General features: G+C 55.6%; 22 protein-coding genes. 11 read left to right on the top strand and 11 right to left on the bottom strand.

The genetic code is table 11. From position 1 onward, the window contains the following. Positions 1 to 267: 267 nt before the first annotated feature. A complete protein-coding gene (locus tag UF64_RS06835) occupies positions 268 to 753 on the bottom strand; it encodes an Lrp/AsnC family transcriptional regulator (RefSeq protein ID WP_044827853.1) in 486 nt (161 codons plus the stop codon). A 323-nt stretch (positions 754 to 1,076) separates the two neighbouring features. Between UF64_RS06835 and trxB the strand changes: the two genes are divergently transcribed. Both trxB and UF64_RS06825 read left to right on the top strand, forming a co-directional pair. After that, a complete protein-coding gene (trxB, locus tag UF64_RS06830; RefSeq protein WP_044827852.1) occupies positions 1,077 to 2,027 on the top strand; it encodes a thioredoxin-disulfide reductase in 951 nt (316 codons plus the stop codon). A gap of 331 nt (positions 2,028 to 2,358) precedes the next feature. After that, complete coding sequence (locus UF64_RS06825; RefSeq protein ID WP_044827851.1) at positions 2,359 to 3,285, top strand: LysR family transcriptional regulator; 927 nt, start codon at positions 2,359 to 2,361, stop codon at positions 3,283 to 3,285. 312 nt (positions 3,286 to 3,597) lie between these two features. Here the strand turns inward: UF64_RS06825 and UF64_RS06820 are convergent, their stop codons facing one another. Beyond that, positions 3,598 to 3,822 carry a hypothetical protein gene (locus tag UF64_RS06820; protein WP_152630624.1) on the bottom strand — a complete coding sequence of 75 codons (225 nt, stop codon included), beginning with the start codon at positions 3,820 to 3,822 and terminating at the stop codon, positions 3,598 to 3,600. Between the two features lie 505 nt (positions 3,823 to 4,327). On the opposite strand from UF64_RS06820, the gene UF64_RS06815 reads away from it, so the two are divergent. Together UF64_RS06815 and UF64_RS06810 are read left to right on the top strand one after the other, a co-directional pair. Continuing rightward, entirely contained in the window at positions 4,328 to 5,716 is a 1,389-nt protein-coding gene (locus tag UF64_RS06815; RefSeq protein ID WP_044828213.1) for an adenylate/guanylate cyclase domain-containing protein, read from the top strand. A gap of 852 nt (positions 5,717 to 6,568) precedes the next feature. Then, positions 6,569 to 7,039, top strand: coding sequence for a Dps family protein (locus UF64_RS06810; RefSeq protein ID WP_044827849.1), 471 nt, complete (start codon positions 6,569 to 6,571; stop codon positions 7,037 to 7,039). A 77-nt stretch (positions 7,040 to 7,116) separates the two neighbouring features. Here UF64_RS06810 and UF64_RS06805 read toward each other — a convergent pair whose 3' ends face one another. Continuing rightward, complete coding sequence (locus tag UF64_RS06805; RefSeq protein ID WP_044827848.1) at positions 7,117 to 8,391, bottom strand: amidase family protein; 1,275 nt, start codon at positions 8,389 to 8,391, stop codon at positions 7,117 to 7,119. Positions 8,392 to 8,631: 240 nt separating this feature from the next. Here UF64_RS06805 and msrP point away from each other — a divergent pair, with 240 nt between their 5' ends. Next, positions 8,632 to 9,600 (top strand): protein-methionine-sulfoxide reductase catalytic subunit MsrP, encoded by a 969-nt coding sequence (msrP, locus tag UF64_RS06800; RefSeq protein ID WP_044827847.1) that lies wholly within the window; start codon positions 8,632 to 8,634, stop codon positions 9,598 to 9,600. Positions 9,601 to 9,661: 61 nt separating this feature from the next. Here the strand turns inward: msrP and uvrB are convergent, their stop codons facing one another. Next, positions 9,662 to 11,797: an excinuclease ABC subunit UvrB gene (gene uvrB, locus UF64_RS06795; RefSeq protein ID WP_044827846.1), complete on the bottom strand. Its 2,136-nt coding sequence runs from the start codon at positions 11,795 to 11,797 to the stop codon at positions 9,662 to 9,664. Positions 11,798 to 12,112: 315 nt separating this feature from the next. Here uvrB and UF64_RS06790 point away from each other — a divergent pair, with 315 nt between their 5' ends. Beyond that, positions 12,113 to 13,315, top strand: a complete 1,203-nt coding sequence (locus tag UF64_RS06790) for an aspartate transaminase (RefSeq protein WP_044827845.1) — start codon at positions 12,113 to 12,115, stop codon at positions 13,313 to 13,315. Positions 13,316 to 13,469: 154 nt separating this feature from the next. Next, entirely contained in the window at positions 13,470 to 14,276 is an 807-nt protein-coding gene (locus UF64_RS06785) for an alpha/beta fold hydrolase (protein WP_044827844.1), read from the top strand. Positions 14,277 to 14,371: 95 nt separating this feature from the next. Here the strand turns inward: UF64_RS06785 and UF64_RS06780 are convergent, their stop codons facing one another. Beyond that, a complete protein-coding gene (locus UF64_RS06780; protein WP_044827843.1) occupies positions 14,372 to 14,908 on the bottom strand; it encodes a carboxymuconolactone decarboxylase family protein in 537 nt (178 codons plus the stop codon). Positions 14,909 to 15,087: 179 nt separating this feature from the next. Next, positions 15,088 to 15,615 carry a peroxiredoxin gene (locus tag UF64_RS06775; RefSeq protein WP_044827842.1) on the bottom strand — a complete coding sequence of 176 codons (528 nt, stop codon included), beginning with the start codon at positions 15,613 to 15,615 and terminating at the stop codon, positions 15,088 to 15,090. Positions 15,616 to 15,779: 164 nt separating this feature from the next. Here UF64_RS06775 and UF64_RS06770 point away from each other — a divergent pair, with 164 nt between their 5' ends. From UF64_RS06770 to UF64_RS06755, 4 genes are all read left to right on the top strand, one after another. Continuing rightward, entirely contained in the window at positions 15,780 to 16,703 is a 924-nt protein-coding gene (locus tag UF64_RS06770) for a LysR substrate-binding domain-containing protein (RefSeq protein WP_044827841.1), read from the top strand. 66 nt (positions 16,704 to 16,769) lie between these two features. Next, positions 16,770 to 17,756 carry a rhomboid family intramembrane serine protease gene (locus UF64_RS06765; protein ID WP_044827840.1) on the top strand — a complete coding sequence of 329 codons (987 nt, stop codon included), beginning with the start codon at positions 16,770 to 16,772 and terminating at the stop codon, positions 17,754 to 17,756. 157 nt (positions 17,757 to 17,913) lie between these two features. After that, positions 17,914 to 18,954, top strand: a complete 1,041-nt coding sequence (locus UF64_RS06760; RefSeq protein WP_044827839.1) for a zinc-dependent alcohol dehydrogenase family protein — start codon at positions 17,914 to 17,916, stop codon at positions 18,952 to 18,954. A 3-nt stretch (positions 18,955 to 18,957) separates the two neighbouring features. Continuing rightward, on the top strand, positions 18,958 to 19,470 hold the full coding sequence (locus UF64_RS06755; protein WP_044827838.1) for a DUF2478 domain-containing protein: 513 nt from the start codon (positions 18,958 to 18,960) through the stop codon (positions 19,468 to 19,470). A gap of 21 nt (positions 19,471 to 19,491) precedes the next feature. On the opposite strand, the gene UF64_RS06750 is transcribed toward UF64_RS06755, so the two are convergent. The 5 genes from UF64_RS06750 to UF64_RS06730 form a co-directional block, all read right to left on the bottom strand. Continuing rightward, positions 19,492 to 20,229 carry a glutamine amidotransferase gene (locus UF64_RS06750; protein ID WP_044827837.1) on the bottom strand — a complete coding sequence of 246 codons (738 nt, stop codon included), beginning with the start codon at positions 20,227 to 20,229 and terminating at the stop codon, positions 19,492 to 19,494. 144 nt (positions 20,230 to 20,373) lie between these two features. Continuing rightward, complete coding sequence (gene ychF / locus UF64_RS06745; protein ID WP_044827836.1) at positions 20,374 to 21,477, bottom strand: redox-regulated ATPase YchF; 1,104 nt, start codon at positions 21,475 to 21,477, stop codon at positions 20,374 to 20,376. Positions 21,478 to 21,541: 64 nt separating this feature from the next. Next, entirely contained in the window at positions 21,542 to 22,327 is a 786-nt protein-coding gene (pth, locus tag UF64_RS06740) for an aminoacyl-tRNA hydrolase (protein WP_044827835.1), read from the bottom strand. Between the two features lie 15 nt (positions 22,328 to 22,342). Further along, positions 22,343 to 22,975: a 50S ribosomal protein L25/general stress protein Ctc gene (locus tag UF64_RS06735; protein ID WP_044827834.1), complete on the bottom strand. Its 633-nt coding sequence runs from the start codon at positions 22,973 to 22,975 to the stop codon at positions 22,343 to 22,345. Between the two features lie 123 nt (positions 22,976 to 23,098). Next, positions 23,099 to 24,031 carry a ribose-phosphate pyrophosphokinase gene (locus UF64_RS06730; protein WP_044827833.1) on the bottom strand — a complete coding sequence of 311 codons (933 nt, stop codon included), beginning with the start codon at positions 24,029 to 24,031 and terminating at the stop codon, positions 23,099 to 23,101. Positions 24,032 to 24,132 lie beyond the last annotated feature (101 nt).

Genomic DNA, 24,132 nt, shown 5'->3' with positions numbered 1-24,132 from the left:
GGGCAATCAATACACCTGATCGCGGCAAGGCGATAAATTGCTGTTTTTCTTGATATTTTTACGAACAGATCGCGATCCGGATCACATTTATTGACCAGTGCATGGCACCATTGTCCAGATCGATAGCCCATGACAACACGTATAGGTTTCATGCAGGTGATAGCGTGCCCTTGCCCTTGCAAGGGTCGAGAATCAAATAAACCGGCGCAGTTTTGCGCCGGTTTCTGGTCTTCTTGGGAATGTCAGTCTCGGGTCAACGGCCTGTAATCAGTCCTCGACCTCGATATCAATCGGAACGCCCGGCATGTTCTTGGCCGTGCGAATCGAAAGGGCCGATTTGACGTGATTGACGTTTTCGGCAACCGTCAGCTCGGTGGTCAGGAATTTCTGATACTCATCCCAGCTGTGCGACACGATCTTAAGCAGGAAGTCCATCTCGCCCGCCACCATGTGGCATTCGCGGACCTCGGGCCAGCTGGCCGCACGGGCTTCAAAAGCACGCAAATCGTGTTCGGCTTGGCTTGCCAGACCGACCATCGCAAACACGGTGACGTTATAGCCAAGTGCCTGTGCATCGACTTCGGCGTGATAGCCCTGAATGAATCCGGTTTCTTCGAGTGCGCGCACACGACGCAAACAGGGAGGAGCCGAAATACCTGCACGGCGTGCAAGTTCCACATTGGTCATACGGCCATCTTCCTGCAGATCGCGCAAAATTCTGCGGTCGATCTTGTCGAGTTTGACCCGTTGCATTTATTCCTCGATTCTGTGCGCGAAAGTTACCTCGATTGAAACAATATTACAGCGAGGCAAGTTGCAGGCAATAATATAATCGAGGCAAGAATGCAATCTTGTGCTTGGTTGCCGTAACTGAAAATGCTGCAAAATCCGGTTTCTGGCGGCCATCCGTGGCGCATTCGCGTGACCGATCCCACTGCATCCATCATTCTAAAATTTTCCGCCTGCCCAAAACCGCTCCCGAGTGCTGCAAACTTTTCCTCTGGCGGTTGCGTCTTGCACGGTCTCCTCATATGTTCGACGTCAGTTTTTACTCATCTCGGACAATTACAAAGACCATGGCCCAGGAACATAAAACCAAAGTCCTCATCATCGGCTCCGGCCCTGCCGGATACACTGCTGCGATCTATGCTGCGCGCGCCAACCTTGAACCCATGATGGTCATGGGCCTTCAGCCGGGCGGTCAGCTGACGATCACCACCGATGTCGAAAACTATCCGGGCTTTGCCGATGTCATCCAGGGCCCGTGGCTCATGGAACAGATGAAGGGCCAGGCCGAACATGTCGGCACCAAGATGGTCCATGACCTGATCACCGAGGTCGACTTCTCCAAACGTCCGTTCGTCTGCAAAGGCGACTCCGGCGATACCTATATTGCTGAAACCGTCATCATCTCGACCGGTGCACAGGCGCGCTGGCTGGGCCTGCCGGGCGAAGAGAAGTTTAATGGCCGCGGCGTTTCGGCCTGCGCAACCTGCGACGGTTTCTTCTATCGCAACAAGCCGGTCACGGTTGTTGGTGGCGGCAACACCGCCGTTGAAGAAGCACTTTACCTTGCCGGTATCTGCTCCAAGGTCACCCTGATCCACCGCCGCGATGAACTGCGTGCGGAAAAGATGCTGCAGGAACGCCTGCTCAAGCATGAAAAGATCGACGTGGTCTGGGACAGCGTTGTTGAAGACATTCTCGGTGGTGATGGCCCGATGGATGGTGTCGAAGCCGTCCGTGTGCGTAACGTCAAAACCGATGCCGTCACCGACATCCCGGCGGACGGGTTCTTTGTCGCCATCGGTCATGACCCGGCAACGGCCGTCTTCAAAGGTCAGGTCGACATGGATGACGAAAACTATGTCTTGGTCAAACCGGGCAGCACGGTGACTAATGTTGAGGGCGTCTTTGCCGCAGGCGACGTGACCGACAAAGTCTACCGTCAGGCGGTGACCGCCGCTGGCATGGGCTGCATGGCCGCCCTTGAAGCCGAAAAATTCATCGCCGAACACGAAGGCTGATTTTCGTGCGCGGGCCTCTGCGGCCCGATCTGCACGATGTAAACAGCAAAGGGGACGCTTATTGCGTCCCCTTTTTTAATGACTCCAACCTGCCGCGATCCCGCCAATTGCCTGACATTGGACCGAAAATCGCAACACCCCATGGTGTTTGCCGGAAAATGTCTTCTTGCAGAAAACGTCACAGGCCTCATATTGATTGAATAATCATGTACTTGGTCAAAGCCTGTGACGCACTTAATAGTGTGGAAACCAAATTGGCCATAAAAGAAGAGAACAATTATCAGGGGTCTGGCGCATCGACCGTGCGCTGGTGACATCTAGGAGCAGGTCTATGGACTGGGACAAGCTGCGTGTTTTTCACGCTGTTGCCGAAGCCGGGAGCTTCACCCACGCAGGGGAAAACCTTAATCTGAGCCAGTCGGCCGTCAGCCGACAGATCAGCGCTCTTGAAGAAAGCGTGAAAGTCCCGCTTTTCCATCGCCATGCGCGTGGCCTGATCCTGACCGAACAGGGCGAATTGCTCTATCGCACTGCCCATGATGTCTTCGCCAAGCTGTCCATGGCCGAAGCCCGCATTCGCGAATCAAAGGAACGCCCGAGCGGCCCGCTCAAGGTCACGACAACCGTGGCCTTTGGCTCGACCTGGCTGACCCCGCGGATCAACGAGTTCCTTGAACGCTATCCGGAAATCGAACTCTCGCTGGTGCTCAATGACGAGGAACTCGACCTCGCCATGCGTGAGGCCGATGTTGCCATCCGCATGCAGCCACCGCGTCAGGCCGACCTTGTCCAGCGTCAATTGATGACGCTGCGCTATCACGTGTTTGCATCGCCGGAATATATCAAGCAGCACGGCATGCCCAAAACACCCGAAGAGCTCAAGGATCACCGTCTGATCATCTATGGTGCGGATGCGCGTCCGCCGGTGTCGAACGTCAACTGGATGATGGCCACCGCCCAGCAATACAAGCCGGACATGCGCCCGATTCTGAAGCTCAATAATATCTATGGCATCTTCCGCGCCACCGAATCCGGTCTGGGGATCTCGGCCCTGCCTGATTACCTGTTGCCGTCCAACAGCAATCTGGTCCGCATTCTGCCGGAACTCGAAGGGCCAAGCTTCGATGCCTATTTCGTCTATCCGGAAGAACTGCGTCATTCCAAACGCATCGCGGTCTTCCGCGACTTCCTGATCGAAGAAATCTCCAAGGTAAAGGCAAAGGCCGCAGCCGCCGCCAGCGCAACCACCGACAAATAGGCGTCAGCAAACCACGGCAATAAAAGATCTTCGACAGCCCGGCCAAGCCGGGCTGTTTGCGTATGAGGCATCCCAATCTATCCACGCCCAGAGTCCCGCCCCCACCCCGCGCGGATCCGACCATGAGTCGCGCATAATCCGGCTGTGACCCCGGCTCGAAATTTCAACCCTCAGGGGCAAAATCGGGCCGCCTGTTAGGCGCATCACAGCGTGTTCTCAAATAACCGTGCCATAATGTCTTAAAATTGCTGACATTTTATTGTCATGCGTCTAGCGCATGGTTGCTTTGTAGTTATTCAATTTTTAATCCACTCAGATCTCACCTATATTCACATCATAAGTTGTGAGCAACCGCACAAAGCGTGATCGCTCCGACTTCCTGAATTTGGACGTTTCGTCCGCCGGAACGATATCCGGCACGGGAATCTTCCCTAGATTCCCTGCGTCTCCCAGACGTGAAGCCTCCCTGATAAACTTGCCGGGCACATTGATGCCCGGCTTTTTTTTGTGCTCCAGCACAATGAATTCACCCGCCAAACAGTGATCCAGCCGGGAAACGGCCTCGATACCGCATATATTTTTATTTAATATCAAATACTTATACCGATATTTCTGCTTCCTGAAGATTTATGCAGAAAATGCATGGCTGAAAAAGCAATTTGGCAGTGGTCATTATCGTCAAAAACGCTATCTTCCCTCTCGAACCGCAGCGGCAAACGTCGCACCGCGGTAAAGAGTTTTCTCCCTGACCGATTATGTCGGTCTTTAGCCGGACGCCCTGTCCGGCTTACCCAGGGCCCTGAGAAGGGTCCTACGTCTCCCAGACGTGAAGCCTCCCTGATAAACTTGCCGGGCACATTGATGCCCGGCTTTTTTTTGCTTTATCGCCTTCCCTTACCCGCCCCATCCCGCCCTGCCGCACGCAGCTGTGATCAGCCGTCATCGCATCGCGACTTGGCAAGTGCCGCCCATGGTTTCACTATGGGGACACCATATCGTGTCGATCAAAGACACCCCTTCGCATGACCGGGACATCGACCGCATGAAAAGCACACTTGGTGCCTTCCTGTTTGGCAAGAACGCCAATAGCCATCTGCCAGAACGTGTACAAAGCGCGATTGAAAAGCAGCAATATGAAAGCGAAAAGCTGATCGGCTGGGTCCAGCTGTTGCTGGTGACAATCTTTGCCAGCCTCTATGCCATTTCCCCCAAGACCGCGATGTCTGATGGCATCCACCCCGTGCCCTGGGCCTTGGGGCTTTATTACCTATTCACACTCGAACGGCTTTACCTGACCTATCGTAACAAGCTCTCGACCTGGTTTCTGACCCTGTCGGTGATTGCCGATATCGGGCTTCTGATGGTCCTGATCTGGAGCTTCCACATCCAGTACATGCAACCGGCCAGCTTCTATCTCAAAGCGCCGACGGTGCTTTATGTCTTTATCTTCATTGCCCTGCGCAGCCTGCGTTTTGACCCACGCTATATCCTGATCGCCGGCGGCACGGCGGCGGCTGGCTGGATCATCCTGACCGGTTATGTCATCTGGTCGGAAGGCGGCAAAAGCATGATCACACGCGATTATGTGACCTATCTGACCTCGAACTCGATTCTGATCGGGGCCGAAGTCGACAAGATCATCGCCATCGTTCTGGTCACAGCCGTGCTGACGGTTGCCGTGCTGCGTGCCAAACGGTCCTTTGTGCGCGCCGTGACCGATGAAATCGCCGCCCGCGATCTGTCGCGCTTTGTCTCGCCCGAAATTGCCGATCGCATCACCCATGCCGAACAACAAATTCGTCCGGGCGATGGGGACGCCGTGAACGCGACCGTGATGTTTACCGACATCGAAGGCTTTTCAACCGTCTCGGAGAAACTGTCACCCAAAGAACTCTCAACCATGCTCAATGAGTATTTCACCGAGACCAGCGCGGTGATCTCGCATTTTGGCGGCGTGATTACCCAGTTTGAAGGTGATGCGATGCTGATCACCTTTAACGCCGTCACCCCCGATAGCGACCATGCGCTCAATGCCGTGCGCACGGCCCTGGCTATTCAGGACCTCGCCAATCGGCGCATCTATTGTCATGGCGGGCAGCTTAAAACCCGCTGCGGCATCAATACCGGCGAAATTGTTGTTGGCGCGGTCGGCTCCGAAAGCCGCCTGACCTTCACTGTGCATGGCGATAACGTCAATATCGCCTCCCGGCTCGAAGCCCTGAACAAGGAATTTGGCACCTATATCCTCGCGACCGAGGATACCGTCACCGCATGCGGCAACCATGACGACATCCCGGCATGGACACCATGCGGTGATGTCACGGTGCGCGGCCGGGAACAGCCAACCCGGATCTTTGCCCTTTCCCCGCTCAAGACCGCTGATACAGCACCGCTCAAAGACGCTGACAGCGATATCACAGCACGCGGCTAAACGGTCCTGAAACCAGCCATCCAGACAAATTAAAAGCCCGGGGAGCTTTAAGCTCGCCCGGGCTTTGGGGACAGATGGTCTTGGGGAGACCTGTCAGATACGCTGCCTTGCCCGTGGGGTGCATGACACCTGGGGGGAGGAAAGGTGTCCGTTCCGGGCCTCGGTGCCGTGAGGGAGAGCACGACATCGATGTTTTCGTATCCGACAGTTAGGAATATGCCCTTGAATTGCGGCTCAAAATACGGGGGTTGGTGACCATTTTGGGGGTAAATTGGGGCAATTGCGGCAGTGCGGATATGCGCTTTGTTTCATTGCCCGACACCCGGACAAAAAAGTGGGGCGGGATAAAACCCGCCCCAATCTATTCGGGGTCATTATGGTCTTGGGGAGACCAGGTCAGCCGGGGTATTTCAGGTGGGGGAACAACCTGAAACCAATCGGGCCAGCTTCGTGAGGGGGGACAGAGACTGCTGACCGCGTCCTCGACTGACAGTTGTGAATATGCCTGCAGATCAAGGCGGGAAAACAGGTCACATTGGGCCATTTCGGGGCGAATTGTGTTCCAATCAAGGCACCCAAAACTCAACCCATTGATTTCATTGAGTCTGGTAAATACCACCTCGACCCAAAACCTAGAAAATTCTTTTTTTGGGCAGGATTTGCACGACCAACCAACGGCCCGATTCAGCCATATCGAAGACCCACGGAAATATCCCTACTTTCAGTAATAGAATTGCCCTATCGCAAACAGTTAAACAATCAATTGGTGTAATTAGAACCTATCCGTCATACTCTCTTCAAAATGTAGAGACGACAAACCCGCTGGACTGAAAGCAGCGAAAGGAGACAACCATGCAAATCGATATTGGCATCAATGAATCAAACCGTACCGCAATCGCCGACGGCCTTGGCCGCGTTCTGGCTGACAGCTACGCCCTGTATCTGAAAACGCACAATTTCCACTGGAACGTCACCGGCCCGATGTTTCAGGCCCTGCACACCATGTTCGAAGAACAGTACACCGAACTGGCAACTGCAATTGACGAAGTCGCGGAACGCATCCGCTCGCTGGGTGCTTATGCCCCGGCCAGCTTCTCGGCCTACGCTGAACTGACCGCGATCAAGGAAGAAAAGGGTGTGCCTGCCGCCAAGGACATGATTGCCCAGCTGGTCGAAGGCCATGAAACCGTGATCAAGACGGCGCGCTCGCTCTATCCGATTTGCGATAGCTCCGATGATGACGCCACCGCAGACCTTCTGACCGCCCGCATTCAGGTCCATGAAAAAACCGCCTGGATGCTGCGCTCCCTGCTTGAAGGCTAAGAACCCGATTTATCGCGTCCCCAACGCAAAACGGCCCGGAAATCTCCGGGCCGTTTTTCTTTGTGTGTTTTGCCTGATCAGCCAAACAGCGGATCAATCAGTCGGACCGCCTTCAGCATCGCCTGATCGTGCCCATGTGGCGCGCCGATCATAAGGGCGGCTGGTGCGGCTTCACCCGCCACCGGCACCTGCATCGAAAGCGCACAGGCATCCACAAGGTTGAGGTAGCCGGTATTGCGCAACATCATCGCATTGAGGTTGTCAAAATCAGCCTCAACCTCCGCAATCTTGGGCGGCATCATCGGTAAGGTCGGCGCGATCATGACATCGACATCGGCCATCGCTGCCCCGAACATCGACACAAGATCGGTTCGCTTGGCATAGGCATCAATCACGTCATCACTCGACAGTGTCTCGGCAAACTTCATCCGTGACAGAACCCTTGGATCACCAATGGTTTCAAGCTTATCGAAATCCTTGGCATAGATCCGGTGCGCTTCAAACGCCACCAGCTTCTTGTTTAGGATCGCATTGCTGGCAATAAAGCCCAGATCAACCTCAACCAGCTCATGCCCGGCATCTTTCAGACGTGCGCAAATCATCGCGAAGTCGGCCTGCACCCGATCATCCAGCCCATCAGTAAACGCATTCACCGGAACCCCGATGCGCAGCGACTTTTCGCTGCTTGCAAGCGGTGCGACCATCATGCCCGTCAGGACCTCAAACGCTGCAATCGCGGTCGCAAGGTCGGCTGCCAGTGGCCCCGGCGTGTCAAAGCTTTTGGCCAGCGGATGAACACCCTCGCCCGGCACCGACAGGCGGCTTGGCTTGATGCCATAAAGCCCGTTAATCGCCGATGGAATGCGGATCGATCCGCCGGTATCGGTACCAAGCGCGATATCAACAAGCCCATGTGCCACGGTCAAACCACCGCCCGATGTCGACCCGCCCGGGATGCCTTCGGCGTCAAAGATATTGCCCGGCGTCCCGTAATGCGGATTAAGCCCGACACCGGAATAGGCAAACTCGCTCATGGTGGTGCGACCAAACGGAATGGCGCCTGCGGCCTTGATCCGGCGCACACATTCGCAATCGGCTTCCGCTGGCGCACGATCCTTCAGAAGTTTTGAGGCCGCAGACGTCACAAGCCCCGCCTCGTCATAGAGGTCCTTGACCGAGACCAACATGCCCGCCAGCGGCGCACCGGGATTTTGCGCGCAATATTTCTCGGCCTCTGCGGCAGCTTGCAAAATCCGCTCAGAATCGAACTCGGTAAAGATCTTGCCCTTAAGCTCGCCAAGCTCATTCACCTTGTCGATTGCCGCTTTTGCCGCATCTACCATTGCACCCATCTGGCACCCCGACTTGTTGTTTTGTCGCGATAAAACAGATCCCTACGATCCGTTCCGCGCATTCCATTTCTCTGTCATAGGATGGCACATGCGTACGATCAAGGATCAGATCGGCAATTTCGCCCGTACAAACCTGAAAGCAACCGGAAAGGGTGATGTTTCACCAAGCGATCACCGAGCCGTGACTTGCCCAAATCGGCTTTTGCACGGACATTAGGATCAGGATCAACGGAGGACGCCATGCTGATACGCCGCAAAAAGGGATGGGAAATCCCTGAAAAAGACGCCACACCGGAATCAATCTATAAAAACCGCCGCCAGTTCCTTAAGGGGATCGCGGCCGGTTCAATCGGCGCAACAGCATCAAGCCTCCCGCTTGGCAGCGCACTGGCGCAAGGATCTGGCGCCACCGCCGATCTCTATCCGGTTGATCGCAATCCGGCCTATACGGTCGAACGCGAAATGACCGAGAAATCCAAGGCGCTGACCTATAACAACTTCTATGAATTCGGATCTCACAAATCGATCTCGCAAGCAGCCCAAGCCATGCGCATTCGCCCCTGGACCGTGGTAATCGACGGGCTGGTCGAAAAGCCGATCGAGATTGATTTCGAAGAACTTGTGCGCAAGATGCCGCTCGAAGAGCGCGTCTACCGGTTCCGCTGTGTCGAAGCCTGGGCGATGACCGTGCCCTGGTCCGGTTTCCCGATGAAGGCATTGGTTGATTTCGCAAAGCCCCTGTCGGGCGCGAAATATGTCGAAATGGAAACTGCCAGCCAAAAGGACACCATGCCGGGTCTGCGTCAGTTCTGGTATCCCTGGCCCTATATCGAAGGCCTGTCGATGGCAGAGGCCACCAATGAACTGACCATGATCGCGACGGGCATTTACGGCGAAGAACTGCCCAAGCAGAACGGCGCCCCCTTGCGTCTGGTTACGCCGTGGAAATACGGCTTTAAAAACATCAAATCCATCGTCCGCTTTACCTTCACCGACAAGCGCCCGAAAAGCTTCTGGGAAGATATCAATGCCGACGAATATGGCTTCTGGGCCAACGTAAACCCCGAAGTCCCGCATCCGCGCTGGACGCAGGCCTATGAACGCCTGCTCAATAACGGCGAAAGCGTCCCCACCCGCATCTATAACGGTTACGGCGAATATGTCGCTGATATCTACAAGGGCATGGAGAACGAGCGGCTGTTTATGTAACCCGTAGCCCCGCCCGCCCAAACACAAAAGCCGGTGTCCTCAAACACCGGCTTTTGCTTTTTTACGCCCCCTTGCGGCGGCGCCCCTTGTATTTCGGTTTATTCGCCGATTTCGATCCGGGGCCGGCAGTCCCGATTGTACGTGCCATCGGTCCGACCTCTGCCAGACCAAGCTCCTGATCCTCAAGCCGTTTGATCTCGTCACGCAGACGTGCGGCCTCCTCGAACTCAAGGTTCCCGGCGGCATCGCGCATACGTTTTTCAAGATCCTCGATATGCGCACGCAGGTTATGACCCACCATCGTATCGCCCGAAACGCCGGTATCGACGGTGACGTAATCCTGCTCGGCGACACTTTCGAGAACATCATTGATCCGCGACCGCACGGTTTCGGGCGTGATGCCATGTTCCTCGTTATAGGCCATCTGCTTTTCACGCCGGCGGTTGGTTTCGCCAATCGCGTATTCAAGGCTGTCGGTCATCTTGTCGGCATAAAGCAGCACGCGACCATCAACGTTACGCGCAGCCCTGCCAATCGTCTGCACAAGTGACGTTTTCGAACGCAGGAAGCCTTCCTTGTCCGCATCCAAAATCGCCACCAGCGCACATTCCGGGATATCAAGACCTTCTCGCAGAAGGTTAATCCCCACCAGCACGTCAAACACGCCAAGGCGCAAATCACGAATGATCTCGATCCGCTCCAGCGTATCAATATCGGAATGCAGATAGCGCACACGAATGCCATGCTCATGCAGATATTCGGTCAGATCTTCTGCCATGCGCTTGGTTAGCGTCGTTACCAGAACGCGCTGGCCCTTGGCCGCACATTCCTTGGCCTCACCCAGCAAATCATCCACCTGGGTTTCGACCGGTCGCACGATACAGACCGGGTCAATCAGGCCCGTCGGACGAATGACCTGTTCGGCAAAAACACCCCCGGTGCGCTCCATTTCCCAGTTGCCGGGTGTGGCCGAAACAAACACGCTTTGCGGGCGCATTGCTTCCCATTCCTCGAACTTAAGCGGCCGGTTATCAACGCAACTCGGCAGACGGAAGCCATGCTCGGCCAGTGTCGCTTTGCGATTATAGTCCCCTCTGAACATGCCGCCGATCTGCGGCACGGCGACGTGACTTTCATCGACAAACAAAAGCGCGTTTTCCGGCAGGTATTCAAACAGGGTGGGCGGCGGCTCGCCAGGATTACGGCCCGAAAGCCAGCGGGAATAGTTTTCAATCCCCTTGCAGTGCCCGACCGTTTCCATCATTTCGAGATCAAAGGTCGTGCGCTGCTCGATCCGCTCCGCCGCCAGCAACTTGCCTTCGGCCTGGAATTCCGCCAGTCGGTCTTTCAGTTCCTGCTTGATGCCGGCCATGGCCTGCACCAGTGTCGGGCGCGGGGTGACGTGGTGCGAATTGGCATAGACCGTGACCGAATCCATCGTTGCAAACTTGTGCCCGGTCAGCGGGTCGAACTCTGCCAGTTCCTCGATCTCGTCACCAAACATCGAAACGCGCCAGGCGCGGTCTTCGGCGTGGGCCGGGAAAATCTCAAGCACATCGCCGCGCACCCGGAATGTGCCGCGCGAAAAGGCCGCGTCATTACGGGTGTATTGCAATTCCACCAGACGCTTCATGATGTCGTTGCGATCGACCTCGTCGCCCACCGAAATGCGCTGGGTCATTTCAAGATAGGTTTCCACCGCCCCGATACCGTAAATGCACGACACCGATGCCACGATGATACAGTCGTTGCGCTCCAGAATTGCTCGCGTGGCGGCATGGCGCATCCGGTCGATCTGTTCGTTGATCGAACTGTCTTTCTCGATATAGGTGTCCGAGCGCGGGATATAGGCTTCCGGCTGGTAATAGTCGTAATAGGAAACGAAATACTCGACCGCATTGTCTGGGAAGAAATGCTTCATTTCGGCATAAAGTTGGGCGGCCAAAGTCTTGTTCGGCGCCAGAACCAGTGCCGGTCGCTGGGTATTGGCAATGATATTGGCCATGGTGAAGGTCTTGCCCGACCCGGTTACACCCAGCAGAACCTGATCGCGCTCATCATCATTGATGCCCGCCATCAGTTCGGCAATCGCCTGCGGCTGGTCGCCAGCAGGCTCATATTCCGTCACCAGTTTGAATTCCCGTGATCCTTCGACAGGCGGGCGACGTTTGGTCAGAAATTCCGGCAGCGCATTCATCGGGCAGGTCCCTTTTTATTCCAACCCTAGTTATAGGTCAGATACACCCAATCGCAAGCCCCGCCCCTGACAGTTCCTGTCAGGAAATGTCAGGAGACGTCAGGATGGAATTTCCGGAACAACCGATGTTTTAGCGCGTTTGCAGATCAGTTCTTTCCGCTCGGACTTCGTAAAGGGCACAAAATTGGATAAAATCATCCCAAAGAACCCGCAAAAGGCCCTAAACAGCCTTGAATTGGAATAAAGGCAGGCGTAGGGTCCGAACCGAAAGAACGAGATTCTTTTCACTCTCATAAATTCCAGGGAAACAGACCAATGGCGTTCATTGCCGACCGTTTGAGCCGTATCAAACCCTCCCCCACCATTGCTGTCACCACCAAGGCTGCCGAACTTAAGGCTGCTGGCGTTGATGTGATCGGTCTTGGCGCAGGCGAGCCGGATTTCGATACCCCCGACAACATCAAAGAAGCCGCCAAGGCTGCGCTCGATGCTGGCAAGACCAAATACACTCCGGTCGCTGGCACCCCTGAGCTGCGCAAGGCGATTGTCGAAAAGTTCAAGCGTGAAAACGATCTGGAATACACCATCGACGAAATCACCGTCGGTTGCGGTGGCAAGCAGACCCTGTTCAACGCGTTCTTCGCGACCCTGAACCCGGGCGACGAAGTCGTCATCCCGGCACCGTACTGGGTATCCTATCCGGACATGGCGCTGATGGCCGAAGGCACCCCGGTCATTGTCGAATGCCAGGAAGAAAACGACTTCAAAATCACCGCAAGTGAACTTGAAGCCGCAATCACGCCGAAAACCAAATGGGTTGTGCTGAACTCACCGTCGAACCCGACCGGTGCAGCTTATTCGCGTGAAGAATTGCGTGCGATTGCTGACGTTCTTCTGAAACATGAAAACGTCTATGTCATGTCTGACGACATGTATGAGCACCTCGTCTATGACGGTTTCGAATTCACCACCATCGCCCAGGTCGAGCCGAAGCTCAAAGAGCGTACGCTCACCTGTAACGGTGTGTCGAAATCTTATGCCATGACCGGCTGGCGCCTGGGTTATGCCGCAGGTCCGAAAGACCTGATCAAGGCAATCAACAAGGTACAGTCGCAGTCAAGCACGCATACCTCCTCGATCAGCCAGGCCGCTTCGATCGAAGCGCTTAGCGGCCCGCAGGACTTCCTAGCAGAGCGCGCTGAAGTCTTCAAAAAGCGTCGTGACCTTGTCGTTGCAGCGCTGAACGAATGTGAAGGCCTGTCGTGCAAGACACCTGAAGGTGCGTTCTATGTCTATCCGTCCTGCGCAGGCGCGATTGGCAAAACCACCCCGGATGGCAAGAAAATCGAAACCGATACCGACTTCGTCACCTACCTGCTCGAAGCAGAAGGCGTTGCTGCGGTTCAGGGTTCGGCATTCGGTCTGGCTCCGTATTTCCGTATTTCCTATGCGACCTCGGACGATGCCCTGATCGAAGCTTGCAAACGCATCAAACGTGCTTGCGCAGCCCTGAAGTAAGGTCTGCATTCCCGAACTTCGGGATTAAAACGCATCAAACAGGGTCCGGCACTTGCCGGGCCCTGTTTTTTTGTCCATGATTGGAATTAAATAATTACGCACCGAAATACCGATAAATAATCCGATCAAAGCCCCAACAAAGATTGCCCCTGATATGAAGCCCGAAAATTTCTATGCCACCGTCAATGGCATCAGCCTGTCCTGCCAGCGGATCATTCCCGATGGAGTCCGCGCCGACGCGCCGACCATCCTGATGCTGCACGAGGCCCTTGGCACCATTCGCATGTGGCGCGATTTTCCGGAAAAGCTGGCAAGTGCCACCGGCTATCCGGTGATTGTCTATGAACGGCGCGGCCACGGCAGATCCGATCCGCATGCCAAGCGCGACATTCCGCGGGCGATTGATTTCCACAACACCGAAAGCGATGTCTATCTGCATGGTCTGATCACCGAGCTTGGCCTTTCCAAGCCGATCCTGTTTGGCCACAGCGACGGGGCGACCATCGCGCTTAAATATGCCGCGCGCTTCCCGGATAATGTAACGGCGGTGATTTCCGAAGCTGCCCACGTCTTTGTCGAGGATGTTACCGTTGCCGGCATTACGGAAGCCGCCAAGATTTACGCCGACACCGACTGGAAAACCAAACTGCAACGTCATCACTTCGCCCAGACCGACGATGTCTTCCGCTCCTGGGTCGATACCTGGCGCCAGCCGGATTTCCTTGAATGGAACATGGTCGATGAACTGACCAACATCATCTGCCCGCTTCTGGTCATTCAGGGCGATGATGATCAGTTTGGCAGCGATGAACAGGTCCACACCATTTGCGCCAAGACCGGTGGCCCGGTGACCAAGATGCTGATCAAGGAGTGCGGACATATCCCGCATTTCGATCAACCCGATCAGGTAATTTCGGCAACGCTCAAACATCTTGGCATCACCGAACCTGCCGCGGCGTAACGACCACTCTGCCAATTCACGCAAAACAAAAGCCCCGGCACCATCAGGTGACCGGGGCTTTCTTTTGGGCGTTGGCCCGAATTTTGTGACGTGGCTTAGTCCGCCAAGGCGTCTTCGGCGTCAATCACGACGGCAACCGCATGAATGACCGATGCGATACGGATGGCGTTCTGGATGGTTTCCTTTTTAACGCCAGCGTTTTTCAGCACCTTGTCATGGCTATCGATGCACATGCCGCAACCATTGATCGCCGAAACAGCAATCGAAAACAGTTCGAAGTCGGCTTTGTCGATGCCCGGCTTGCCGATGATGTTCATGCGCAGACGTGCCGGCATGGAGCTGTATTCTTCATCCGATACCAGATGGTTGAACCGGTAATAGATGTTGTTCATGCCCATGATGGCAGCCGCACCCTTGGCAGCTTCAATAGCTTCCGGGGTCAGTTTTTCGGCGGCTTCGGCGGCAACAGCCTTGGTCAGTTTGGCGTTGCGCGATGCAAAGGCACAAGCGAGCGCGGTACCGTAAACCTGCTGGTCGGTCATGCCCGGATTGTTGGCCATGCTCGAAAGGTTCAGCTTAAGGTCCTTGGCATAGGCCGGCATGGAGTCCTTGATTTCAACGATCGACGTCATGGGAAAAATCCTCTGAAACTGTCTGAAGCGATAAACGCGTAATTCAAAAACGAATTGAAAATCAGCCGTGTCGGTGTCGCACCCATTGGGCGCGGACGATGCAAAAGGCAGCAATATTCACAGGCTGGGAAAGCGGGACCGGGCCAAAGCCCGGTCCCAAAGTCACATCCGGACTGGACTTAGAGGGTTTCGTCACCCTGGGTCCAGTTGCACGGGCAAAGTTCGTCGGTCTGCAGGGCGTCGAGAATACGAAGCGCTTCCTGCGGGTTACGACCAACGTTCAGGTCGTTGACCTGTACGTGACGGATGATGTTGTCCGGGTCGACGATGAAGGTCGCACGAAGGGCAACACCGGCGTCTTTGGCCAGAACACCAAGAGCGGTCGAGAGTTCTTTTTTCTCGTCAGCCAGCCATACGAACGGGCTGTCACCCAGGTCTTCGTGGTGGGTGCGCCATGCAGCGTGCACGAAGTCGGTGTCGGTCGAGCAACCCAGAAGAACTGCGTCACGATCTTCGAAGTCACCGTTCAGTTCGCCGTAACCAACGATCTCGGTCGGGCAAACAAAGGTGAAGTCTTTCGGCCAGAAGAACAGGATCTTCCATTTGCCTTCATAGGACTTGTCGGTAACCGGAGCGAAGCTGTCCGGGCCTTTGCCCGAAACGCCGGTCAGATTGAATTCAGGAAGCGTATCACCAACGGTAAGCATTATGGTTTCTCCTAACCCAGTTTTAAAAACACAGAACGGCCCCCGACAGGCCGTAGAAACTTTTGTGAGCAGGTGCAAAAAATGCACTGCTTGCTAGCGATTTGTAGAGAAATGCATTACCTAAGACAAATAGATAAAACTTCGAGTTTTGATAGGAAAAATTTATGGCTGCCCAACCGAGCATCAAGCAGCTCAAATACCTTGTTGCCCTGTCCGAGACCGGACATTTTGGCCGCGCAGCAGAGGCTTGCTTCATTACGCAGCCAAGTTTGTCGGCTGCGATCAGCGAGCTTGAGAACCTTCTGGGTGCGCAGCTGGTCGAACGCAACAAGCGTCAGGTCCTGATGACCCCGCTGGGTGAAGAGGTCGTTTCGCGGGCGCGAAATATCCTGCAGGAAGTCGATGAATTGACCACCATGGCGCAAGCCGCCGCCGACCCGCTTTCAGGCCCGATCCATATCGGCGTCATTCCGACCATCGGCCCCTATCTTTTGCCTGATGTGATGGCATCGCTTAAATCCGGTTTCCCGAAGCTTCAGCCGCTTCTGCGCGAAGACCAGACCGCCAAGCTGATCGAGCTTCTGATGGCCGGCAAGCTCGACCTTGCCCTGATTGCCCTGCCGATTGATGAAAACTGGCTCGAAGAGTTCGAACTGTTTGAAGACCGCTTTGTCTTTGCCTGCGCGCCGAACAATCCGCTGACGCATAAAAAGCATCTCGAGATCGGCGACATCAAGGATGAAAAGCTTTTGCTGCTTGAAGACGGGCACTGCCTGCGCGATCAGGCGCTTGAAGTCTGCCAGAAAGCAGGCTGGAGCAAGTCTGCCGATTTCCAGGCCAACAGCTTATCAACTCTGGTGCAGATGGTCGGTGCTGGCATCGGTGCCACACTGTTGCCTGAAATGTCGCTAGAAGTCGAAGCACGTCGGCCGGATTTGCTCAAGATCATCCCGTTTGAGAATCCGGTTCCGATCCGGCGCATCGGCATGGTCTGGCGGCGCAGCTCGGCACGTAAACGCGAATATCGCCAATTGGCGGCCTATTTGCGCGATCGCCTTGCCCCGCGCGACGAGGCCGTGGTTGCCTGATCGGGGGCCGTTGGCCCGCCGTACGAATTAGGGCGACGTTAAAGACACAGACAACGGGCATAGCCAATGCTGCCGATCAAGGACAACAACCCGACCACGATCACGCCATGGGTCACTTACGCGATCATTGCGATCAATGTCGTGGTGTTTCTGGGCACCGTCACCCTTGATCCGCGCGCCGCTGTTCTGATGAACCTGCAATATGGCGCGATCCCGGCCGTACTGTTTGGTCATGCCGAACTGCCACCGGGCTTTTCGCCCTTCCCGGATGGCTTCGGGTTCCTGTCGATCTTTTCGGCGATGTTCATGCATGGCGGCTGGATGCATCTCGGCGGTAATATGCTCTATCTCTGGATCTTCGGGAATAATGTCGAAGACTCGATGGGCCATTTCCGCTTTCTGATCTTCTATCTTGCGTGTGGCGTTGCCGCGGCCCTTGGCCATGGCCTGCTTGATACCCAATCGGAAATCCCGATGATCGGTGCATCCGGTGCGCTTGCCGGTGTGCTGGGTGCCTATTTCCTGCTTTATCCCAAGGCGCGCGTGCTGGTTTGGTTCTTCTGGGTGTTTATCTTTTATGTCCCGGCCGTGGTCGTGCTTGGCTTCTGGTTTGTAAGCCAGGTGATCAATTTCGGCAGTGGTGCCGGCGGTGGCATTGCATGGGTTGCCCATATCGCGGGCTTCTTGGCGGGCCTTGCCCTGATCCCGCTATTCAAGCACCGCAACGTGCCGCTTTGGCATGACGGGTCGCCTGCCCCGGCCTTCGGCATCTATCGCCCCGGCCGCAAGACGCGCGGTGCAACGTCAAACATCCCGCCATGGGCAGCCGCCTACGAGGCAGAGCGTGCAGCCAAACATGCCAATATGCGCCGTGATCAGCGGGGGCCATGGGGGAAAGAGGGCAAGGACGGCGAAGAACGCGACACATCCCCCTGGGGTCGTTATCAGCCAGATGCCGCGCCCAAACCGGAGCCAAAACCAAAATCCAAGCCTTCGGTTGGCGTTCCGAAAGTTGTTCGCTTGCATCCGGACCGCGACAAGGATGATACTTAGGCGACAATAAGAAACGACGTCCAAAAACATCTAAAAATGGACGGTCGTTATATTTGTGAAATACTAGGAAAAGCCCGCAATGCGGGGCGGCACCCCGGATAAGGGGTTTGACGCAGGAGTTCGCAAATATAACGACCGTCGGCTTGGAGGAAGACCTATGCGCGCCGCTTACTTCACCGAATATCAAGGCCCCATCGAGGTCCAGAAACTCCCCGACCCGACCCCGGAAAACGGTGGCGTGGTCATCAAGGTTGGCGCGACCGGTCTGTGTCGCAGTGACTGGCATGGCTGGATGGGCCACGATTCCGATGTGCAACTGCCGCACGTCCCGGGCCACGAGTTCGCCGGGACTGTCGTTGCCGTTGGTAAGGACATCAAACGCTGGCAGGAAGGCGACCGCGTCACTGTGCCGTTTGTATCTGGCTGCGGTCATTGCCCGGAATGCCATAGCGGCAATCATCAGGTCTGTGATCAGCAATTCCAGCCGGGCTTTACCCATTGGGGCAGCTTTGCCGAATATGTCGCGATTGATTACGCCGACACCAATCTGGTCCGCCTGCCCGATGAAATGGATTTCGCCACTGCCGCAAGCCTCGGCTGTCGCTTTGCCACAAGCTTCCGCGGCGTGATCGATCAGGGCAAGGTATCAGCCGGTCAAATCGTCGCGGTCCATGGTGCTGGTGGTGTTGGCCTGTCCGCCATCATGATTGCCGCCGCTGCCGGTACCTATGTCGTGGCCGTCGACATTGACGACGCCAAGCTTGATTACGCCAAGGAACTCGGTGCCAACGCGGTACTCAATGCCGCCACCATTGATGACATCCCGAGTGCGATCAAGGACATCACGCGCGGCGGTGCGCATGTATCGGTGGATGCCCTGGGCAGTGCGGTCACATGTTTTAATTCCGTCGCGTGCCTGCGTAAGCGCGGCAAGCACATCCAGATCGGCCTCATGACCGATGATCATGCGCATGCAAAGGTACCAATGGACCGTGTGGTCGCCCACGAACTTGAAATCCTTGGCAGCCACGGCATGCAGGCGTTTCGCTATGACGCGATGCTCGACATGATCCAGTCGGGCAAACTGGCACCGCAAAAGCTGATCGGTGATCGTGTGACGCTGGCCGAGGGTGCCACGGCACTGATGAGCATGGACAGCTTTGCTGCCACCGGCGTCACCGTGATTGATCGGTTCTGATCCATGCTGGCAGGTATTGCGTTTCACCCCAAAGACCCGATTGACGATCTTCTCGCCGCCATTGCCGAGGGGATGCTGGCCAACGGCAAATCGGTTGCCGGTTACGTGCAAAAGCGCCGCAAGGATGCCGATTGCGGCACCCTCGTGCATGTCCGAAACTTGCGCAGCGGCGATGAGATGCCGATCACGAAAAACCGCGGCAAAATGGCCAAGGGCTGCAAGCTTGATGGCGATGCCCTTTCCACCCTGGCATCCCAGCTATCGCGTGATGTCGAAGCCGGAAGTGACGTTCTGATCATCGCGCGCTTTGGCCGAAGCGAGGCCGAAGGACGCGGCCTGCGCGATGTGATTTCACGTGCGATGGATCTGGAAATTCCGGTACTGGTCGGGGTGCGCGATGAATATCGCGATGCGTGGGACGCATTCCATGGCGGCTATGCCAAGGCACTCGCCTTTGACGAAACCGCCATCGAAGACTGGCTCGCGCAAGCACCGGCAGGCATGGTCTCGGCTTAGGGGAAACGAAGCAATTAGCGCTTAGCTGCTTTGTCCGACATCGCTTGGCATACGGTTCTTGACCAGAACCTTCTCGGCGAAGCGTTCGAACCACGCGCCAAATGCCGCGTCATATTTCGCCCGTCCCGCGCGCTGGGTATCGGGGCACTGGCCGTTCGGGCGATCGGTTTTGTCACCGGCATTGGTAAGCCAGCGCTCATGGCTTTCATCATCGACTTCCGGATGGAACTGAAGGCCCCAGATGCGTTCATCAACGTGATAGGCCTGATGGGGGAATGTCGGGCCGGTCGCAACCAGCTCCGCCCCGTCGGGAATGCCAAACCCTTCGCTGTGCCAGTGATAGACCATCATTTCATCGGGAAACAGATGCTCCCCAGCCGGGGTCGGCTGCACCGGGTAATAACCGATTTCTGTCATGCCTTCGGGATGCGGCTCGACTTGCGCACCAAGGCATCTCGCCATCATCTGCACGCCGAGGCAAATGCCCAGATACATCGCATCACTCGACACCACATTGGGCAGCCAGTTCATGATCGCGCTGACATTATCAAGATGATCGTCATTGGCACTCATCGGCCCGCCAAACACGACAACCAGATGATATTTGCAAAGATCGGTGGGCAGTTCGTCGCCTTCACCGGGACGGCGAATATCGAACTCGAACCCGTAGCGGCGCATGACTGTTCCCAACCGTCCTGGCTGTCCGGTGGCGGAGTTGAAAACAAGCAAAATGCGGTTTTTTGGGCTCAGGTCGTTCATGCGGTCCTCTTTGCTGCAATAGCGAAGGTAGACTGCGTTTCACCTTTTTGACAAGCCCTGCGTCGGGAAAACCACACACCCAAAAGCCAAAGGCCACCGCGCATTGCACGGTGGCCTTTAGAATCATTACGAAAAAGCCGGGGCTTAGACGTTGAATTTGAAGTGGAAGATATCGCCGTCCTTGACGATGTAGGTCTTGCCTTCCTGACGCAGCTTGCCGGCATCGCGTGCACCCGATTCACCATTGAATTCGATGAAATCGTCATAGGCGATGGTTTCGGCCTTAATAAAGCCGCGCTCGAAATCGGTGTGAATGACCCCGGCTGCATTGGGTGCAGTCGCACCGGTAAAGACGGTCCATGCACGCGCTTCTTTCGGACCCACCGTAAAGAAGGTGAGCAGGTTCAGAAGCTTGTAGCCTTCGCGAATGATACGGGCGAGACCGGTTTCCGAAAGACCAAGACCTTCAAGGAATTCCTGCTTGTCTTCGGCACTTTCAAGCAGGGCCACTTCGGCTTCGATCGCTGCTGAAATCACCACCGAACGCGCACCCTGTGCTTCGGCCATTGCGGCAACTTTGGCAGAAAGTTCGTTGCCTTCGGCTGCACTGTCTTCATCAACGTTGCAGACATAAAGGATCGGCTTGCTGGTCAGAAGCTGCAGCATACGAAACGCCTTGGCTTCGTCTTCGCCATCAATCTCGACAACACGAGCCGGCTTGCCTTCGCGCAGCACTTCAAGCGCGCGCTCGATCATGTCCATGGTCAGCTTGGCGTCCTTGTCATTCGAACGCGCCTTTTTCTGCAGACCCGGAATACGCTTTTCCAGGCTTTCCATGTCAGCAAGCATCAGCTCGGTTTCGATAGTTTCCGCATCACGGACCGGATCGACCGAGTTATCGACATGGGTGATGTCATCATCTTCAAAGCAACGCAGCACATGAACGATGGCATCGGTTTCGCGGATGTTGGCCAGGAACTGGTTGCCCAGACCTTCGCCTTTGGACGCACCACGTACCAGACCGGCAATATCCACAAATTCCAGCTGGGTCGGAATGATGTTGGCCGAACCTGCAATGGCAGCGATTTTATCAAGGCGCTCATCAGGAACACTGACACGACCGGTATTGGGTTCAATCGTACAGAACGGGAAGTTTGCTGCCTCGGCCGCTGCCGTCTGGGTCAGGGCGTTAAAAAGGGTCGATTTACCGACGTTGGGCAGACCGACAATACCGCATTTGAATCCCATCTTTCCGGGCTCCGTAACTTGAATTTCTGTTTATCAGGATCGGTTTGCGTGCGCGCAAACCAGACTATTTCTTTTTGCCAAAAGCCTTGGCAAGGGCCTCGGCCATGGCCGAGGCTGCATTGCTGACCGGGGTATCGGCGCGCTCAAGCCGCACCTTTGCCGCCCCTGAAAGATCATCGATCCCCTCACCCGCCTGTGGCTGGTTATCGGCATCTTTGGTCTTGTCACCCTTGGCTTTGTCCGCCGCCGGCTTGTCCTTTTTCGGCGCTTTCGGCTTGGGCGGTGAAACAATGGCCGAAACCTTGCTCATGAAGCCGCCGTCATCGCCCTTGATCAGGCGCCCGAATTCGGCTGCCACCGCATCAAGAAGCGTCATCAGCCAGCCATCCTGTTCGGCCTTGGAAAAATCTCCAAGCACATGGCCATGCACGCGGGATTTATCCCCGGGATGGCCAATACCCAAACGAATGCGGCGATATTCCTTGCCACAATGAGCATCAATGGACTTCAGACCGTTATGGCCGCCATGGCCGCCGCCGCGTTTGACGCGCAGCTTGCCCGGTGGCAGGTCCAGCTCATCATGCAGGACAATAACGTCTTCGACCGGAATCTTGTAAAAGCGCAGCACTTCGCCAACGCTTTGCCCCGACAGGTTCATGAAGGTTTCCGGTTTAAGAACCAGAACTTTCTGACCGTTCAGTTCACCTTCGGAAATCTGGCCCTGAAACTTCTTGCGCCAGGGACCAAAAGAATAGCGGCGGACGAGTTCGTCCGCCGCCATGAAGCCAATGTTGTGACGATTGGCGGCATATCCCGATCCCGGGTTTCCCAATCCAACCACCAGTAACATCGTAAGACCTCGATCTTATTCTTCGGTCGATTCTGCTTCTGCTTCGCCTTCTTCGTCAGAAGATTCAGACTCTTCCGAACGCAGAGCAGACGGCGCAGCAACGGTCGCAACCGTGAAGTCACGGTCGGTGATGGTAAGCTCAACACCTTTCGGCAGTTTGATTGCCGAAATGTGGATCGAGTCACCAACTTCAACACCGGAAAGGTCGAAGACCAGCTCTTCCGGAATTGCGTTCGGTGCGCAGAGAACTTCAACGTCGTGACGAACGATGTTAAGCACGCCACCTTTTTTGAGGCCCGGGGATTTCTCTTCGTTTTCGAAGCGAACCGGAACTTCAACGTTGATGGTCTGGCCTTTGGAGAAGCGCAGAAGATCGACATGCATGATTTCGTCAGAAACCTTGTCGAACTGAACGTCGCGCGGCAGAACTTCGTATTTCTCTTTGCCAACCTGAACGGTCAGAACGTGGGAATAGAAGCCCGGCGCATGCAGAAGTTTCCAAAGCGGACGCGGGTCAACCTGGAACAGAACAGGATCCTGTTTTGCACCATAGATAACACCAGGGACCATACCGGCACGACGCACGGCACGGGCGGCCCCCTTTCCGGCCCGTTCACGGATTTCCGCATTGATAACAGTATTTGCCATCGGAAAATCTCCTTGAACTAAAAGTAATTTGCCCCCGCAGGTTGGTGAGATTCACCGCTGAAAGCCTGCGAAAACAAGTGCGGTGGCCTCCAGGGGTGCCACCGCAGCGAGGGCCTTATACCCTCAATCGAAAAGAACGGAAACAGATTTTTCTTCCGAAATGCGGCGGATGGCTTCAGCCATCAGCGGGGCAATCGGAAGCTGTCTGATTTTTCCGCAATCACGTACCGCATCCGATGCCTTGATCGAATCACTGGTAACGACTTCGGTCATCGGCGAATTGGCAATACGCTCAACCGCCGGGCCAGACAGAACGCCATGCGAAACATAAGCCGCAACCGAGGATGCACCACGATCTTTCAGCGCACCAGCCGCATTGCAAAGCGTACCAGCGGAATCAACGATGTCATCAACCAGGATGCAAGCTGCGTCCTTGACGTCACCAATGACGTTCATGACTTCGGAAACACCGGCCTGCGGACGACGTTTGTCGATGATCGCCAGTTCAGCGTCCAGACGTTTTGCAACGGAACGCGCGCGCGCCACACCACCAACGTCCGGGCTAACGATAACCAGTTTCTGGCCTTCAAACTTGTTGCGGATGTCGCTGGTCAGAACCGGGGACGCAAACAGGTTATCAAGCGGAATATCGAAGAAGCCCTGAATCTGACCGGCATGAAGGTCCATGGTCAGAACGCGGTCTGCACCGGCAACCGTGATCAGGTTGGCAACCAGTTTCGCCGAAATCGGGGTACGAGGACCCGATTTACGGTCCTGACGGGCATAGCCGAAATACGGCATGACGGCCGTGATACGACGTGCCGAACCGCGGCGCAGCGCATCAAGCATCACCAGCAGTTCCATCAGGTTGTCGTTTGCAGGATAAGAGGTGCTCTGAATCACAAAAACGTCCTCACCGCGGACGTTTTCCTGAATTTCGCACCAGATTTCCTCATCAGAGAAACGCTTAACATCTGCACGGGTAAGCGGCAGATTAAGATGGTCAGCAATTGCCTCAGCCAACGGGCGGTTACTGTTACCAGCGAGGATCTTCATAGCGGGGCCTCGGTTAATGGGTGCCGGGAAAGCGAATAACTAAATCTTTTTGCGACTCCGACCCGAACAGATAGCCGCCCTCAGCCCTGTTTGCCCTTGTC

It is taken from the genome of Thalassospira sp. HJ (assembly GCF_000948415.1).
GTDB lineage: Bacteria > Pseudomonadota > Alphaproteobacteria > Rhodospirillales > Thalassospiraceae > Thalassospira.
Note: the sequence above shows the minus strand (reverse complement) of the source record. Positions and strands in the feature narration are given on the sequence as shown.

Bases quoted from the DNA above. Each gene is read 5' to 3' on its own strand.
- UF64_RS06750 (WP_044827837.1), bottom strand. From the start codon at position 20,229: ATGAACGACCTGAGCCCAAAAAACCGCATTTTGCTTGTTTTCAACTCC.
- UF64_RS06755 (WP_044827838.1), top strand. From the start codon at position 18,958: ATGCTGGCAGGTATTGCGTTTCACCCCAAAGACCCGATTGACGATCTT.
- UF64_RS06760 (WP_044827839.1), top strand. From the start codon at position 17,914: ATGCGCGCCGCTTACTTCACCGAATATCAAGGCCCCATCGAGGTCCAG.
- UF64_RS06770 (WP_044827841.1), top strand. From the start codon at position 15,780: ATGGCTGCCCAACCGAGCATCAAGCAGCTCAAATACCTTGTTGCCCTG.
- msrP (WP_044827847.1), top strand. From the start codon at position 8,632: ATGCTGATACGCCGCAAAAAGGGATGGGAAATCCCTGAAAAAGACGCC.
- UF64_RS06805 (WP_044827848.1), bottom strand. From the start codon at position 8,391: ATGGGTGCAATGGTAGATGCGGCAAAAGCGGCAATCGACAAGGTGAAT.
- uvrB (WP_044827846.1), bottom strand. From the start codon at position 11,797: ATGAATGCGCTGCCGGAATTTCTGACCAAACGTCGCCCGCCTGTCGAA.
- UF64_RS06835 (WP_044827853.1), bottom strand. From the start codon at position 753: ATGCAACGGGTCAAACTCGACAAGATCGACCGCAGAATTTTGCGCGAT.
- UF64_RS06825 (WP_044827851.1), top strand. From the start codon at position 2,359: ATGGACTGGGACAAGCTGCGTGTTTTTCACGCTGTTGCCGAAGCCGGG.
- ychF (WP_044827836.1), bottom strand. From the start codon at position 21,477: ATGGGATTCAAATGCGGTATTGTCGGTCTGCCCAACGTCGGTAAATCG.
- pth (WP_044827835.1), bottom strand. From the start codon at position 22,327: ATGTTACTGGTGGTTGGATTGGGAAACCCGGGATCGGGATATGCCGCC.
- UF64_RS06730 (WP_044827833.1), bottom strand. From the start codon at position 24,031: ATGAAGATCCTCGCTGGTAACAGTAACCGCCCGTTGGCTGAGGCAATT.
- trxB (WP_044827852.1), top strand. From the start codon at position 1,077: ATGGCCCAGGAACATAAAACCAAAGTCCTCATCATCGGCTCCGGCCCT.
- UF64_RS06790 (WP_044827845.1), top strand. From the start codon at position 12,113: ATGGCGTTCATTGCCGACCGTTTGAGCCGTATCAAACCCTCCCCCACC.
- UF64_RS06780 (WP_044827843.1), bottom strand. From the start codon at position 14,908: ATGACGTCGATCGTTGAAATCAAGGACTCCATGCCGGCCTATGCCAAG.
- UF64_RS06785 (WP_044827844.1), top strand. From the start codon at position 13,470: ATGAAGCCCGAAAATTTCTATGCCACCGTCAATGGCATCAGCCTGTCC.
- UF64_RS06735 (WP_044827834.1), bottom strand. From the start codon at position 22,975: ATGGCAAATACTGTTATCAATGCGGAAATCCGTGAACGGGCCGGAAAG.
- UF64_RS06765 (WP_044827840.1), top strand. From the start codon at position 16,770: ATGCTGCCGATCAAGGACAACAACCCGACCACGATCACGCCATGGGTC.
- UF64_RS06810 (WP_044827849.1), top strand. From the start codon at position 6,569: ATGCAAATCGATATTGGCATCAATGAATCAAACCGTACCGCAATCGCC.
- UF64_RS06775 (WP_044827842.1), bottom strand. From the start codon at position 15,615: ATGCTTACCGTTGGTGATACGCTTCCTGAATTCAATCTGACCGGCGTT.
- UF64_RS06815 (WP_044828213.1), top strand. From the start codon at position 4,328: ATGAAAAGCACACTTGGTGCCTTCCTGTTTGGCAAGAACGCCAATAGC.